15 protein-coding genes are annotated in these 14,938 nt (G+C 64.0%); 9 read left to right on the top strand and 6 right to left on the bottom strand.

What is annotated here, in order from left to right; all coding sequences use genetic code 11:
* Positions 1–155 precede the first annotated feature (155 nt).
* Both CGS25_RS10755 and CGS25_RS10760 read left to right on the top strand, forming a co-directional pair.
* On the top strand, positions 156–479 hold the full coding sequence (locus CGS25_RS10755) for a type II toxin-antitoxin system RelE/ParE family toxin (RefSeq protein ID WP_332872158.1): 324 nt from the start codon (positions 156–158) through the stop codon (positions 477–479).
* Positions 480–488: 9 nt separating this feature from the next.
* Positions 489–791, top strand: coding sequence for a HigA family addiction module antitoxin (locus tag CGS25_RS10760; protein ID WP_101675453.1), 303 nt, complete (start codon positions 489–491; stop codon positions 789–791).
* Between the two features lie 128 nt (positions 792–919).
* Here CGS25_RS10760 and CGS25_RS10765 read toward each other — a convergent pair whose 3' ends face one another.
* Positions 920–1,642 carry a LysR substrate-binding domain-containing protein gene (locus CGS25_RS10765; protein WP_332872159.1) on the bottom strand — a complete coding sequence of 241 codons (723 nt, stop codon included), beginning with the start codon at positions 1,640–1,642 and terminating at the stop codon, positions 920–922.
* A 243-nt stretch (positions 1,643–1,885) separates the two neighbouring features.
* Positions 1,886–2,098, bottom strand: a complete 213-nt coding sequence (locus tag CGS25_RS10770) for a LysR family transcriptional regulator (RefSeq protein ID WP_198588758.1) — start codon at positions 2,096–2,098, stop codon at positions 1,886–1,888.
* 193 nt (positions 2,099–2,291) lie between these two features.
* On the opposite strand from CGS25_RS10770, the gene CGS25_RS10775 reads away from it, so the two are divergent.
* From CGS25_RS10775 to CGS25_RS10785, 3 genes are all read left to right on the top strand, one after another.
* Positions 2,292–2,708, top strand: a complete 417-nt coding sequence (locus CGS25_RS10775; protein ID WP_101675455.1) for a VOC family protein — start codon at positions 2,292–2,294, stop codon at positions 2,706–2,708.
* Between the two features lie 11 nt (positions 2,709–2,719).
* Positions 2,720–3,316, top strand: coding sequence for a glutathione S-transferase family protein (locus CGS25_RS10780; protein ID WP_101675456.1), 597 nt, complete (start codon positions 2,720–2,722; stop codon positions 3,314–3,316).
* A gap of 134 nt (positions 3,317–3,450) precedes the next feature.
* Entirely contained in the window at positions 3,451–3,849 is a 399-nt protein-coding gene (locus CGS25_RS10785) for a VOC family protein (RefSeq protein WP_101675457.1), read from the top strand.
* Positions 3,850–3,867: 18 nt separating this feature from the next.
* On the opposite strand, the gene CGS25_RS10790 is transcribed toward CGS25_RS10785, so the two are convergent.
* Positions 3,868–4,263, bottom strand: coding sequence for a VOC family protein (locus CGS25_RS10790; RefSeq protein ID WP_089033445.1), 396 nt, complete (start codon positions 4,261–4,263; stop codon positions 3,868–3,870).
* A gap of 138 nt (positions 4,264–4,401) precedes the next feature.
* Between CGS25_RS10790 and CGS25_RS10795 the strand changes: the two genes are divergently transcribed.
* Positions 4,402–5,286 (top strand): AraC family transcriptional regulator, encoded by an 885-nt coding sequence (locus tag CGS25_RS10795; protein WP_101675458.1) that lies wholly within the window; start codon positions 4,402–4,404, stop codon positions 5,284–5,286.
* Between the two features lie 293 nt (positions 5,287–5,579).
* Positions 5,580–7,292 (top strand): tannase/feruloyl esterase family alpha/beta hydrolase, encoded by a 1,713-nt coding sequence (locus CGS25_RS10805; protein WP_232802363.1) that lies wholly within the window; start codon positions 5,580–5,582, stop codon positions 7,290–7,292.
* 214 nt (positions 7,293–7,506) lie between these two features.
* Here the strand turns inward: CGS25_RS10805 and oadA are convergent, their stop codons facing one another.
* A complete protein-coding gene (oadA, locus tag CGS25_RS10810) occupies positions 7,507–9,327 on the bottom strand; it encodes a sodium-extruding oxaloacetate decarboxylase subunit alpha (protein WP_101675461.1) in 1,821 nt (606 codons plus the stop codon).
* Between the two features lie 17 nt (positions 9,328–9,344).
* Positions 9,345–10,763: an acetyl-CoA carboxylase biotin carboxylase subunit gene (locus CGS25_RS10815; protein ID WP_089033439.1), complete on the bottom strand. Its 1,419-nt coding sequence runs from the start codon at positions 10,761–10,763 to the stop codon at positions 9,345–9,347.
* A gap of 147 nt (positions 10,764–10,910) precedes the next feature.
* Between CGS25_RS10815 and CGS25_RS10820 the strand changes: the two genes are divergently transcribed.
* Together CGS25_RS10820 and lepB are read left to right on the top strand one after the other, a co-directional pair.
* A complete protein-coding gene (locus CGS25_RS10820) occupies positions 10,911–11,810 on the top strand; it encodes a LysR family transcriptional regulator (RefSeq protein WP_101675462.1) in 900 nt (299 codons plus the stop codon).
* 174 nt (positions 11,811–11,984) lie between these two features.
* Positions 11,985–12,752, top strand: a complete 768-nt coding sequence (lepB, locus tag CGS25_RS10825; protein ID WP_101675463.1) for a signal peptidase I — start codon at positions 11,985–11,987, stop codon at positions 12,750–12,752.
* Between the two features lie 250 nt (positions 12,753–13,002).
* Here lepB and CGS25_RS10830 read toward each other — a convergent pair whose 3' ends face one another.
* Positions 13,003–14,883 carry a hypothetical protein gene (locus CGS25_RS10830; protein WP_101675464.1) on the bottom strand — a complete coding sequence of 627 codons (1,881 nt, stop codon included), beginning with the start codon at positions 14,881–14,883 and terminating at the stop codon, positions 13,003–13,005.
* Positions 14,884–14,938: the final 55 nt, after the last annotated feature.

Raw genomic sequence — 14,938 nt, forward strand, 5'->3', positions numbered from 1 at the left:
CTTTTGCAGTAAAACGGCCGGGCCACCGGCCGGTTCCGGTCAATTTACTGAAATTTTAGCGATTTCCGGCCGTTTTACTGCAAGCCCGTTCAAATTACTGAATCTTGGGAAGGTCTCACAGCTGGCATTGCAGGGTCTGGGCCGTGTGTACCTACATGATAACGCTTGACGTTAATAACGCGGTGCGTTATCATTTGCTAATGATCAGTTCGTTCAAATGCCAGGACACGGAAGCGCTGGCGAGCGGCAGGCGCGTCCGACGTTTCGTTGCTATCGAGCGCGTCGCGCTGCGTAAGCTTCGGCAGTTGCAGATTGCCGAGCGGTTGGACGATCTTCGAGTGCCGCCGGGCAATCGCCTGGAAGCCCTGAAAGGAAACCGCAAGGGGCAGCACAGTATCAGAGTGAACGATCAGTTCCGTCTCTGTTTCCGGTGGACCGCCGCCGGGGCTGCGGACGTTGAGATCGTGGACTACCACTAGGAGGGCATCATGACTCGCATTGCACCCGTGACGCCCGGTGAGCTGCTTCTCGAGGAATTCCTCAAGCCTCTGGGTATCACCAAATATCGCCTTGCTAAAGAGATCGACGTGCCGGCTCAGCGCATCGGCGATATCGTCGCCGCTAAGCGCGCCATCACCGCGGATACCGATCTGCGCCTGTGTCGTTTCTTCGGCCTGTCCCGTGGCTATTGGCTGCGTGCGCAGGTGGAGCACGATACGGAGGTGGCGGAGCGCGAGCTGGCGGAGACGCTGGCGGCTATCCGTCCCTGGAATGAGCGCGAGAGCGCTTAGGCGCTGCCGCCGATTCTTCTAAATACCCACTCTGGGTAGGTGGAAACCCAAAGTGGGTACGCTCCTTGTTCGGCGATTGATGAACCGAATCCGCGCGCTAATTGGCTCACGGTCCGAGCCGATTCTCTTCAAGTAGCCAGGCTCTTACCGGTCTCACCCGCCAACCTCGCTTTCAACGCCCCCTCCACCGCCTCCATAAAATGCCGCACTCGCGGCGACAGCAACCGGCTGTGCGGGAACACGAACTGCACGGGCATCGGCGGCGGGTCGTAGTCGGTGAGCACGGGCACCAGGGTGCCGCGTTCGAAGTCCTGTTGGGCCTGGTAGCTGAGCACGCGGCACAGGCCGAGGCCGTCGCGGGCGGCGGCGAGTTGGGTGTCGATCTGGTTGGCGCGTATCAGCGGGTCGATGCGCTGTGACCAGGGTTTGCCGTCCACCAGGAAGTGCCAGGTGCTGCCGGCGGGGGCGAAGCAGACGGTGGGCCAGTCGTCGAGGTCCTGGGGGTGGCTTGGGTGCCCGCGTTGTTCGAGGAGCTCGGGGCTGGCGCAGAGCACGTAGCCGGTGTGGCCGAGGGGGCGGGCGATAAGGGTGCTGTCGGCCAGGTGGCCGATGCGCAGGGCGAGGTCGAAGCCTTCTTCGAGCAGGTCGGTGACGCGGTCGAGGAGTGTGAGGTCGGCGCGCATTTGCGGGTGCTGTTTGAGCCACTGGTTGAGCAGGGGCGTGAGGTGCAGGTGGCCGAACATCACCGGGGCGGTTATCGAGAGAGTGCCGGCGGGTTCGTCGCGCTGGCCGTCCAGGCGGGCTTCGGCGGCGTGGATGTCGGCGAGGATTGAGTGCCCTGTTCCCTGAATAAGTGACCGTCAGAAGGCAGGGGCGCCATCGTGGCTAGGCGTGCTGTGCAGGCCATAGTGGTGCTATGGGCAAACAGTGCAACGCCGCCACGATGGCGCCCCTGCCTTCCCGAAGGGCGAGCCCCACAAAGCCCGTGGCTGTGTTGCCGTCCTTGCCAAGGACTATGGCCATTGGCTGCGGACGGCGCCTAACCACGGCCTTTGTGGGGCACGCTGACGGTCACTTATTCAGGGAACAGGGCACTAACGACAGTGTTGCAGGTAGTCGCGGCCTTCGTCGGTGAGGGCGAGGCGGCGGGTGCTGCGGTTGAGCAGGCGCACGCCCAGGTGGCGTTCCAGGCCGGCCAGGGTGCGGACGATGGCGGCGGGGGAGCGGTCGAGCTTGTCGCCGGCGGCGGAGAGGCTGCCCTGGTCGACGATGGCGACGAAGGTGCTCATGGCTTTGAGTTTGTCCATGGGAGGTGCGCGGCTCCATTTGTACGAAAAACTGAATAAAGCTAACAGGTTGGCACCATTTATTGTGGCCGCCGTCCATGGCGGCCACCCTGCGGGCCGTCGCTTACGCGACGTCAAAAATCGCTCCCGGCGATTTTTTGAATCCGGCGATGGGCGTTTACTGGCGATCCCTGTTTCACAGAAGGAGCCAGTGATGAAACAACCGCAGTCCATTCGCGAGTACGACCATGTGGGCATCCGCGTCAGCGACCGCCAGGAGGCGGTGGCGTTTTATGAGCAGCTCGGGTTCACGGAGGTGCGCCGTTTCGAGAAGGCCGAGGCCAACGAGATGGAGACGCCGGACGGCGTGCGCATCAATCTGATCTTCAACGGCACGCGCCTGCCCCATGGCCGCAACGTGCTGCTGGACGAGCCGGTGAAGTTGCCGGGCGTCACCCACCCGGCGTTCGTGGTGGACGACCTCTATGCCCTGAAGGACTGGCTGGACCAGGCCGGCATCGAGATCACCGAGGGCATCCACCGCCTGGGCCCGCGCCGCATCACCCTGTTTATCCGCGATCCCGACCGCAACGTGCTGGAGTTCAACCAGCTGCTGCCCGAAACCGAATAAGGAGACTCGCCATGAAACTCTACGATATGGAATTGTCCGGTAACGCCTACAAGGTGCGTCTGTTCGCCGCTCTGGTGGGCTTGGATGTGGAACTGGTGCCGGTGGATCTGGCCGCCGGCGAACATAAGCAATCGCCGTTTATTGATCTGAACCCCTGGGCGCAGGTGCCGGTGCTGGAAGACGGTGATGTGGTCCTGCGCGACTCCCAGGCAATCCTGGTGTATCTGGCGCGCCGCTACGGCGGCCACCAATGGTGGCCGGACAGCGCCGCCCACCAGGGCGACGTGATGCAGTGGCTGTCCACCGCCGCCAACGAGATCAATCACGGTCCCAACGCGGCGCGCTTGATCGATAAGTTCGGCTACCCGTTGGACAAAGAAAGGGCACTGGAGATCAGTGCGCGGGCGCTGCCGTTGATCGAGCAACACCTGAGCGAGCATCCATGGCTCGCCATGGGCCGCCCGACGATTGCCGAGTGCGCGGTGTTTCCCTATCTGGCGCTGGGCTGGGAAGGCGGCGTGTCGCTGGAGCCGTACCCGGCGATCCGCGCCTGGATCGAGCGCATCAAGGCACTGCCGGGTTACGCCGGCATGCCTGGGATCGAATAGCGGGCATTAGGTTGCCGCGACAATCAGGCAGGGCTTCGCCAGTTTCCGGCCAGTGGCGCCTGCATAGAATGGGGCACAATGGACGGGCCGGCGAATGGCCGGCCCCGAAACGCTACCTTCAGGCGGACAACACTATGACGTTACTGGATCACGTGGAATTCGCGGTGCGCGACGCCGAGGTGTCGCGCCGTTTCTATGAGCAGGCGCTGGCGCCGCTGGGCATGGTCCGCGTTATCACGGTCGGGCCGGAGCGCACCCGCAGTGGCGGCACGCGCCACGGCTTCGGCAGAGACGGTTATCCCCGTTTGTGGGTGCACGATAACGAGCAGGCCGGGGCGGGCACGCATGTGGCGTTCGCGGCGGCGGAGCGGTCCGTGGTGGATGCCTTTCATCGCGCGGCGCTGGCGGCGGGTGGGGTCGACAACGGCGCGCCGGGGGTTCGGACGCATTACCACGACCACTATTACGCCGCCTATGTGCTGGATCCGGACGGCGTCAATGTGGAAGTGGTGTGCCAGGCGGTGTCCGCCTAAAGCCACGCTCGCCGACGTTCAGTGCTGCCAGCTTTTGTACACGAATTCCAGGCTGTAGCCGTCCGGGTCGAGCACGTTGGCGGCGTAGTAGCGCGGGTCGTAGTGCAGGCGCGGGCCGGGGGCGCCGTTGTCGGTGGCGCCGGCGGCCATGGCCTCGGCGTAGGCGGCGTCCACGGCTTGCTCGCTGTCGGCGACGAAGCCGATGTGCGCGGCGCGGGCGTCCACCTGGCCGGGCCGCAGCCAGAAGAAGATGCGGCCGTGGGCGCCGAAGCCTTTCAGGTCCGGGTGGCCCGGCGGGCCGTCCTTGCCGTGGTAGTCGTGCCGGTTGACGATGCCCAGCGGCGCCAGCGCCCGGGTGTAGAAGGCGATGGAGCGTTCCGGGTCGCTGACGGATACGAAAATGTGATCGAGCATGGTGTCTCCTGATTGGGGCGAGGGGGTGATTACACGATAGCGCTGCGCCGGAAACCGGGCCGCTCCGTTCCTGTCTGAAACCTGCCTGTTTCTGCTTTCTGTCTTGTGCCGGCGGCGGCGCCGGCGTCCAATACGGCGATGAACGACTCACTGAACGAACTGCGCGCGTTGGCCGCCCACGCCCAGAACCGTCGCACCGAGACCGGCATTCCTCGCGTGGCGATGGTCCAGGGCGCGATTCCCGAGCACCATCTGGCCGCCGTGTACGATCCGATGATCAATCTGATTTTGCAGGGCAATAAGTCAATGACCGTGGGCGGGCAGACCTTGCATTACAACCCCGCTACCTACTTTGTGATGTCGGTGGATCTGCCGGCGGCGGGGGTGGTGCGCCCGGCGGTGTCCGGCGAGCCCTACCTGGCGGTGAGCCTGACCCTGGACGCGCGGATTCTGGCGGACCTGCTGTCGGATTTGCCTGATTCTGCCAGCCGGGGTGACCGGGACGCGGGATTTTCCGTGGCGGCGATGACGCCGGAGTTGTTGGATGCCTGGGTGCGTCTGCTGCGTTTGATGAAAAGGCCCGACGATATCCCCGCTCTGGCCCCGGCCTACGAGCGCGAGATTCTCTACCGGGTGCTGCAGGGGCCGCTGGGCTGGATGCTGCGCGACATCGCCACGCCGGACACCACCCTGGCGCGGGTGAACCGGGCGATTCAGCGGCTGCGGCGCGACTACGCGCGGCCGCTGCGCATGGAAGCGCTAGCCGAAGAGGCGGCGATGAGCCTGTCCGCCTTCCACCGTCACTTCAAGGCGGTCACCAATCTCAGCCCGCTGCAGTACCAGAAGCAGTTGCGCCTGCTGCAGGCGCGCACTCTGTTGGTGGCCGCCGGCTATGGCGTCACCCGCGCCGCCCACGAAGTGGGCTACCAAAGCCCCACCCAGTTCAGCCGCGAATATGCCCGGGCTTTTGGCCGGCCGCCGTCCAGGGACGCGGCGCGGATCGTGGCCGGGTTGCGGGGGTAGCCACCGCGCTGGGCGGCCTAAGCCGCCGGTTTGAACGATCCAGATGCGATAAGACTTGGCGGGGCGGTGGGTGGATACTGTCGGTCTGTTTGGCGCTTTTTTGTTGTTTCAAAAGCTAACTCACACAAGAGTGAATATTTAAAGAAAAACACTTATGATCCGTATACAGCGTGTTCGGGGCCTTGGGTCAGGCCGCGCTCTGAGCGGGCGCGACCGGTGTGAGCCGGGGCGCCGGGCCGCTGCGGGCAACACCAAAAATACCCATCAAATAACGATAAAACCGGGAGAGAACGATGAACACAACAAGCGGCTTGAAGTGGCTGGGCATTTCCATGTGCTGTGCCTCCGGCATCTTATTGGCGGGCTGCGGCGGCGACGGCGGCAGCTCGTCGTCGGCGCAGCGGCAACCGATGTCCTGCGAACAACTGGCGGGCATGGAAATCCCGTCCACCGCCATGGATCTGGCCACCTCCGGTGGCGCGGTCACCGAGGCCCAGGTGGTGGCGGCCAGCGGCAGCGGCGCGGCGGCGGTGCCGGAGCATTGCCTGGTGTCCGGGCGCATCGCGCCGGTGGACCCGCAGGCGCCGGACATTCTGTTCAAGGTGGCGCTGCCCGAGGATTGGAATTCCAAGGCGCTGATGTTCGGCGGCGGCGGCTTTAACGGCACCATTCCGGCGATCACCGGCAACATCGCCCAGGGGGCGGTGGATCAACCCACGCCACTGGGGCGCAGTTACGCCACCTTCGCCAGCGATTCCGGGCACCAGGCCAATGCGTTGGGCTCCCAGGATGGCCGCTGGGGGTTGAACGACGAAGCCGTCGACAACTTCGCCGGCGACGCCCTGAAGAAAACCCGCGATGCGGCGGTGTTCCTGATCGACAAGCGCTACGCCAGCGCGCCCAAGCAAAGCTATTTTGCTGGCGGCTCCACCGGCGGCCGCGAGGCGTTGACCAGCATTCAGCGCTGGCCGGACGACTGGGACGGCGCCATTGCCTGGTATCCCGCCTGGAACGACGCGGAAGCGCTGCTGGCCGGGCAGACCTACAGCCGCGCCCTGTCGCAGCCCGGGGCCTATCCGAGTTTCGCCAAGCGTCAGTTGTTGTTGGACGCGGCCCGGGAAGCCTGTGACGAACTGGATGGCCTCGCCGATGATCTGATCAATGATCAGCGCCAGTGCAACGCCATTTTTGATCCCGCCACGGCTACCGTGAACGGCAACCCGCTGCGTTGTGCCAACGGCGCGGACGACGGCGACAGTTGTTTGTCCGATGCGCAGATCAACGCCTTGAAAACCATGGACAAAGGCGTGACGTTCAACTTCCCGCTGGCCAGCGGCGAAACCGGTTACCCGGGCAGCAACGTGTGGGGCGCGGACCTGGGCATCGACACGGTCACGCCGGTGGGCAACACCGTGACCTTTCTGAATTTTGGCTACACCGCGCCGGTGTATCCGGCCATGCCGCAGTACGCCCCGTACCTGAGTGTGCTGGTGGATCAGTGGGTCAAGTATTCGGTGGCCCGCGATGCCACGTTCAATTCCTATAATCTGGATCCCATCAACCCGGCGCCGGAATACGCGCAGCGCATCAGTGAGCTCAGCGTGGGCCTCAACGCGGGCACCAACATTTCCGAATTCGAGGCGCGCGGCGGCAAGTTGCTGCTGGCCCACGGCATGTCGGACGTGCTGGTCAGCACCCGTGCCACCGAGATGTACTACGGTCGGTTGTTGAATCAGATGGGGCAAGACAAGGTGGATTCGTTCGTGCGCTTCTATGAAGTGGCGGGCTTCGGCCATGCGGCCAGCCTCAGCTTCAACGCCACCTGGGATTCGCTGACGGCGCTGGAAAACTGGGTGGAAAAAGACACCGCGCCGGAAAATCAGATCACCACGGACACCGTGGGTGAGCCGGGCCGCACCCGGCCGCTGTGCGACTACCCGGCGTGGCCCCGTTACGTGGACGGCGGCGACCCGATGGAAGCGGCGTCGTTCGAGTGCACGGAATAGGCCTGATGCTTTAGCCACGGCCGGACACTGATCCCGGCTTCGCCCGACATCACGGAAGCACGTGTGGGTGAAGCTGGGATCTTCCGTTTCCGGGCGACTGTATGAGGCGCGCTGCCGGAGTGAAAGCGCGGGCAAAAAAAAACCGCGACAACCAGGGTGGCGTCGCGGTGGCAAGGCAGAACCGGATGCGCAAGCATCCTGTCCGTCAGCAAAATCAGCGCACTTCGATCAATACTTCCCCCGGTGTCACCCGGTCGCCCTTGGCGACAAAGATGCCGTTGACGGTGCCGCTGGCCGGGGCCTGCACCTCGGATTCCATTTTCATTGCCTCGATCACCAGCACCGGTTGGCCGGCCTTCACCTCGTCGCCTTCGGCGACCAGCACGTCGACGATGTTGCCGGGCATGCTGGTGGTGACGTCGCCGGGGTGGCCTGCCTGCTTGCGGCCGCCGCCTTCGCCTTTCTGGTAGGCGTTGAGCGGTTCGAAGATCACTTCTTCGGGCATGCCGTCCAGGGTCAGGAAGAAGCGGCGCTTATCACTGCCCTTGAGGCCCACGCCGGTGATCGCCACCTGGTAGGTTTCGCCGTGCACGTCGATCATGAATTCGGTGGGCTGGCCGGCCACGTCGGCGCCACCGCCGGGAACGTCACCGATGGGCAGCAGCGGTTCCGGTTTCAGGGTGCCGGCGGCGCGCTCTTCCAGAAAGGCGCGGCCGATGTCCGGGAACATGGCGAAGGTCAGCACGTCTTCTTCGTTGTGCGCCAGCTCGCCGATGTCGGCGCGCAGTTTGTCCAGCTCGCGGGGCAGCAGGTCCGCCGGGCGCACGTCGATCACTTCCTCATTGCCCACCGCGCGGCGCCGCAGGGTGGCGTCCACTTTGGCGGGGGCGGCGCCGTAGTGGCCGAGCAGGTAGCGCTTTACTTCGTTGGTGATGGTCTTATAGCGCTCCCCGGCGAGCACGTTCATTACCGCCTGGCTGCCGACGATCTGCGAGGTGGGGGTGACCAGGGGGGGATAACCCAGGTCCTGGCGTACCCGGGGAATTTCCGCGAACACCTGGCCGATCTTGTCGAGCGCGCCCTGTTCCTTCAACTGGTTGGCCAGGTTGGACATCATGCCGCCGGGCACCTGATTGATCTGCACGCCAATGTCTTCACGGGTGTAGTCGCTTTCGAACTGGTGGTATTTCTTGCGGACTTCGCGGAAGTAGTCGGCGATGGGCTGCAGTTTTTCCAGGCCCAGGCCGGTGTCGTAGGGTGTGCCTTTCAAGGCGGCGACCATGGATTCGGTGGCCGGGTGGCTGGTGCCGCCGGCGAACGGCGAGATCGCCGTGTCGATGTGGTCCACGCCGTTTTCGATGGCTTTTAACTGGCACAGGGGCGCCAGCCCCGAGGTGTTGTGCGAGTGCAGGAACAGCGGCAGCTCCACGGCGCTTTTCAGCGCGGCCACCAGCTCGCCGGTGGCGAACGGCGTGAGCAGGCCGGCCATGTCCTTGATGGCGATGGAGTCACAGCCCAGCTCGGCGAGCCGTTTGGCCAATTCCACGAAGCGTTCCGGTGTGTGCACCGGGCCGGTGGTGTAGCAGAGCGTGCCCTGGGCGTGCTTGCCGTTGGCTTTCACGGCGCGCAGGGCGGTTTCCAGGTTGCGCGGGTCGTTCATGGCGTCGAACACGCGGAACACGTCGATGCCATTGGCGGCGGCCCGCTCCACGAAGGCCTCCACCACGTCGTCGCCGTAATGCCGGTAACCAAGCAGGTTCTGGCCGCGCAGCAGCATTTGCAGACGGCTGTTGGGCAGCGCTTCGCGCAGTTGCCGCAGGCGCTGCCAGGGGTCTTCCTTGAGAAAACGCACGCAGGCGTCGAAGGTGGCGCCGCCCCACACTTCCAACGACCAGAAGCCGGCCGCGTCCAATTGCTCGCAGATCGGCAGCATGTCTTCGGTGCGCAGGCGGGTGGCGATCAGAGATTGGTGACCGTCGCGCAGCACCACGTCGGTGATTTCAATTTTTTTGCTTTTTTTCGCGTTCGCATTCATGTCGGGATCTCCAGCGCTTAAAGCCCGGTGTGGGCGGCAATGGCCGTGGCGATGGCCAGCGCGATCTCTTCGGGGTTGGATTTTTCCGAGTAGTTGAGCAATTCCGGGTGCGCGTCCACGTAGCCGGTGTCGAAGTGGCCGCCGCGAAAACCGGGGTCATCGAGAATCTTCAGGTAATAGGGCGCGGTGGTTTTCACGCCCTGCAGGCGCATGTCATTGATGGCGCGCTTGGCGCGATCCAGGGCGCCTTCCCAACTCAGGTTCCAGGCAATCAGCTTCAGACACATGGAATCAAAGTAGGGCGGAATGGTGTAGCCGGTGTAGATGGCGGTGTCCACGCGCACCCCCGGGCCGCCGGGCGCGTAGTAACGGCTGATGCGGCCGAAGCTGGGCAGGAAATTGTTTTTCGGGTCTTCCGCGTTGATGCGGAACTGCAGGGCAAAGCCCTGGTGGCGGATGTCGCTTTGCTGATAGGCCAGCGGCTCGCCGGCGGCGATGCGGATTTGCTCGCGGACGATGTCCACGCCGGTGATCTGTTCGGTGATGGTGTGCTCCACCTGCACCCGGGTGTTCATTTCCATGAAGTACACCTGATCGCCGGTGAACAGAAACTCCACGGTGCCGGCGTTGGTGTAGCTCACCGCCTCGGCGGCGCGCACCGCCAGATCGCCCACGTAGGTGCGTTGCTCCGGGGTGAGCTGCGGTGACGGCGCGATCTCGATCAGCTTTTGATTGCGGCGCTGAATCGAGCAGTCGCGCTCGAACAGGTGGATGGTGTTGCCGTGGTGATCGGCGAGAATCTGCACCTCGATGTGGCGCGGGTCGACGATGCACTTTTCCAGAAACACCTCGGCGCTGCCGAACGCCTTGGTGGCTTCGGACACCACCCGCTCAAAATTGCGCGCCAGCTCCGGCTCGTTATCGCAGCGGCGGATGCCACGGCCGCCACCGCCGGAGGTGGCCTTGAGCATCACCGGGTAGCCGACGCGCTCCGCCTCCCGGCGGGCTTCGTCCAGGCCGCTGAGATTGTTTTCTGAACCCGGGGTCACCGGCACGCCGGCTTCGATCATTGCCTGACGGGCGCGGGTTTTGTCACCCATGCGACGGATCACTGGCGCCGCCGGGCCGATAAAGGTGATGCCGCGCTGGGCGCAGATCTCGGCCAGCTCCGCGTTTTCCGAGAGAAAGCCGTAGCCCGGGTGCAGGGCGTCACAGCCGGTCTGCACCGCCAGGTTGACGATGTGGTGCGGGTTCAAATAGCCGGCCAGCGGGTCCTCGCCCAGGCTGTAGGCCTCGTCGGCGCGTTTTACGTGCAGTGCGTAGCGGTCCGGTTCGGTGTACACCGCCACCGAGCGGATGCCCAGCTCGGCGCAGGCGCGCACGATGCGCACCGCGATCTCGCCACGATTGGCGATGAGGATTTTTGTTATCGGCATGCGGTGGCCTCTCTGTGGTTCGCCTGTGGTTCGCCGCTGAATGTCTGGCACGGTAACGGCAGAAGACCTGAGCAAAGAAATTGATATTTCTATGATGAACCATAAGCAATTGCTTATGAGTGAGCGCATGCATACTATACAGGCACTATGAATACTGCCTATCTTAACCGTCTGACGCTGCGCCAATTGCGCATCTTCCTGACCGTTTGTCAGCGGGAAAGCTATTCCCGGGCCGCCGATGAGCTGGCGTTGACTCAGCCGGCGGTGAGTGCCCAGGTGCGCAACGTGGAGGAACTGATCGGCGAGCCGCTGTTCGATTATGTCGGCAAGCGGCTTTCGTTGACGCCCGCCGGGGTGGCCATGCGCCGTGCCGGCGAGGATCTGATGCAACGGCTGGTGCATCTGGAAATGGAGATCGCCGAATTGCGGGGTGTGATGCAGGGCACCCTGAGCCTGGCCATCGAAAGCAGCGCCCAGTATTTCATGCCCGGGCGCATCGCCGCCTTCTGCGCCCGCCACCCCGCCGTGGCGGTGACGCTGCACGTGCTGAATTACGGCGAGGCGCTGAAGAGCCTGCGCGAAAGCCGCTATGACCTGGTGGTGATGGGGCAAATGCCGGACGACCGCAGCCTGCGCTTTGTGCCGTTCCGGGAAAACCGGCTGATTGCGGTGGCACCGGCGGGGCACCCGCTGCTGGGCGCGGACAGCGTGCCGCTGGCGCGGTTCGTGCGACACACGCTGCTGGTGCGCGAGCCCGGCTCCGGCACTCGCCAGGTATTCGAACACCATTGTCAGGCACAGGGCGTGCGGCTGACGCACCAGCAGCAACTGGGCGCGTTGGAGGCGATCAAGGCGGGCGTGATCGCCGGCTTGGGGCTGGCGGTGTTGCCCGCCGACGCCTGCCAGCGTGAACTGGCCAGCGGTGAGTTGGCGGTGCTGCCGGTGGATGGGCTGCCATTGAAGCGCTCCTGGTGCATCACGCATCCGCGCGCGCGGCATCTGACGCCGGTGGCGGACGCGTTTTTCAGTGATGTGATCGGCGCTTGATGGGTGGGTGAAGCGCTTGCACGCAACACGCGGCACGCAGCACGCTAAAACTAAAGCTAAGGCCCGGGTGTGGAGATGATCGGGGCCGGCGTCTGGTGCCAAGCGTCTGGCGCTGCCCTGGACGTGGCCTGATGGGGTTTCTATAGTCGCCGCTGGTCAATAAAAAGGTGACGCATGCCAAACCGCTGGTTTGCCGGAGTGGTCGGTTTTTTTCTGCCGCCGCTGGCTTTTCTGTATTTGTCGCGCGGGCGCTGGGCGCTGTTCTATCTGCTGGTGGTGGTGCTGGTGACACTGCTCGACAACGCGCTGCTGGCGCGGGGTTACCCCGCCGGCGTTGGCTTATTGGTGGCGCTGGCCGGCGCCGTGCACGCGTTCCGCGTGGCCGGTAAGGCGCCGGCCTGGGCGCCGCGCCGCTGGTTCAATCGCTGGTGGGGCGCGCTGGCGATTCCGTTGGTGCTGGTCGGCGTGCTGCTGCTGGTGCGCGGCTTTGTGGTTGACTACTTCAGCATCCCCTCGGCGTCCATGTCACCGACTCTGGAGCCCGGCGATCACGTGCTGATTTCCAAGCTCGGCGCCGATCAGCCGCAACGCGGAGAGGTGTTCGTACTGATCCCGCCCCGGCAACCCGACACCCTGTTCATTGAGCGGGTGATCGGCCTGCCCGGTGATCGTCTACGTTTTTCCGATAAGCAATGGGTGATCAACGGCACCCCGGTGGCCACCGACAAACAGGGCGGCCAGCGCTACCGGGAGACCCTCGGCGGCCATTCCTACACGGTGCTCTATCTGGCGGATTGGAGCCCTGGGCGCGAGGTCGATGTCACCGTGCCGCAAGGCCACTACTTCATGGTGGGCGACAACCGCGACAACGCCAACGACAGCCGCTACTGGGGCATGGTGCCGGCACGGAACATGGTTGGCCGCATGGTGGGGCACTGGTAGTGCTTAGGGCTTATCCGCCCGGACCGGCGGCTTTCCTCGGGGTGGATTCGTATGGTTTAGCGCGAGCTGCTGGATAAGGCGGAACGGGTTCGCGAAGCCCATGGGTTGCCGTGGTGTGGTTATCTGGCCGCCGCGATATGTCCGCGTGTGTGTGGTGCTTGGCGCGCTCGGCTACTCGCTGGGTAATGCATCCCACGCCCTATCAAGTGCTGGAGAAGCCGGGCCCGCCAAAACGGGCCCGACGGAACGCTCAGGCGGCCGCACGCCGGCGCAGAGCGGCCAGTAGAAGACCGCCGATCACGGCCAGCGGCAGGGAGCCGCCACCACCGCTACCGGAGGTTCCTTCGTCGTCGCCGTCGCCGTCGCCGTCGCCGTCGCCATTGCCATTGCCGCCATCGTCTCCGCCCTGAGAATCAGCGGAATCCAACGACAGTGCTTCCACTGCCGGACTGCCGTCCATTTTGAACGCCACCCGATACTGTGTATTGCCGATTCGCCCCAAGTCGCTCCAGACCGTGGCCGGAGTAGACGGGTCGCTATGCAGGCCGCCATTGAGCGTGCCGCTGATCAGGCTGATGCCGGCATCGGACAGATCCATTAGCGTCTGGGTTTGCACAGTGCCGTATATGCCTCCCGCCCCATAGAGCTTGATGGTGGCGAGGACAGTGTTGTCTTGAATGGCGTTGATGCGCGTTTCCTGTATGGCCCAGCCCTGCGTCTCCTGGAAGGTTGGCAGGGCGCCGGCGTCGAGCAAAGAGTGCCAGGTGTCGCCGTCATCGGCGCTGATCGCTATGCCCACGCTGGTGGCCAGGAGCAGCTTGTCGCCGCTGCGAAGCAGGTCATTGGCGTTGTTGAACAAGGGGAGCGTAGCGACTGGCAGCAGCTCATCATTGCTACCGATCTGGTGGCGGTAGAAGGCGGATTGCGCACTGTCGTTGTCTGTCATTGCCAGATACAAGGTGCCGTCTTCGATTCGCCCCACCAGGGCGCTAATTTGAATCAGCGTGGAGCTGAGCAGGTCGTATTGCCATTGATCGCCGACCAGGCGGGCCAGTACCAGACCCTCGCCGTTAATGCCGACCAACGCCGGCAGCGCGCTGTCGCCTGAGACATTTTCCAGAGTGGATAAGGCCAGCGCCGGAGCCGGGCCAGGATTGTCGATGTCCATGGTGAAGCGATTGTCGGCTGCGTTGGAGAGGAAATAGGCGCGCGGCGCCTGGGTGTCCAACAATATCCACCGATTGTTCTCGGGATCGAAGGACAGCGCGGCGCGGGTATTGATGTTCGCCAGCGTGACGCCGGTGGCACTGGTGGTCCACTGATCGCCATCGGCGCTGCTGAAGATATTCACCGAACCGTCCTGGTTCGTGACCGCGACCGCGGCCCGACCGTCGCCCTCCGCCGGCGCCGAAAAGTTGGTGGCGCTATTCGGATAAACAGCCGCCCGCAAGGTGGCTGCCTGGTCTTGGGGGGTGAGGACAGTCACTCCGGCACCGACACCGGGCACGCCGGTGGCGATCAGCTTGCTGTTGAACACTATTGAGCTAAGGGTCTGGCTGCCCAGAGTAACGTTGTTGTAGATAAGGTCGCCGTCCACGGCCAGCCTGTGGGGGGCGTGGGTCTCCGGCAGTGCATCCGCGTAGATCGTTTGCGCGGCAAGAGCGCCGCCGATGTTGCTTACAGAGTTGCCCAGCGTGGTCATTACACGCACGGGACCAGTGAAAGTTGTCGGTGTGATGGTATAAGTCACCTCGCCGCTGGGCAGCGTGCCCAGGGGCTGATCGGTGTCATAAGCCGAATAACAGCGCCAGACGTGGCCACTAACAGGTAGGTCGGTTTGCAGCCGATCCGCGCTTGCTGTTTGGTCCGTGATCTGTACCACGGGCGCATCATGGGTGCTGTTGTCGATGGTGGCCTGCGGCACCACGGACCAGCCGTTGGGCAGCGAAATGCAACTGGCAGGGTTAAAGTTGCCTGAGCCAGGAAAAGAGGCGCTGTCCGCCATGGCTCTGGTAATCGTGAAGCTGGTGTCGCTGCCCAGCACGAGGTTGGTGTCGGGCAGTTCGTATTTGCAGCCGGCGATAAGCACAACGAGGCCGCCGCCCAGTAGCAGGCGATGATTGCGAAGCATGGATTGTCCCCCAGTATTTTATTGATACCCCAAAACGATGTTTCGATAATAAAAC

Source organism: Alloalcanivorax mobilis (genome assembly GCF_002864685.1).
Lineage (GTDB): Bacteria > Pseudomonadota > Gammaproteobacteria > Pseudomonadales > Alcanivoracaceae > Alloalcanivorax > Alloalcanivorax mobilis.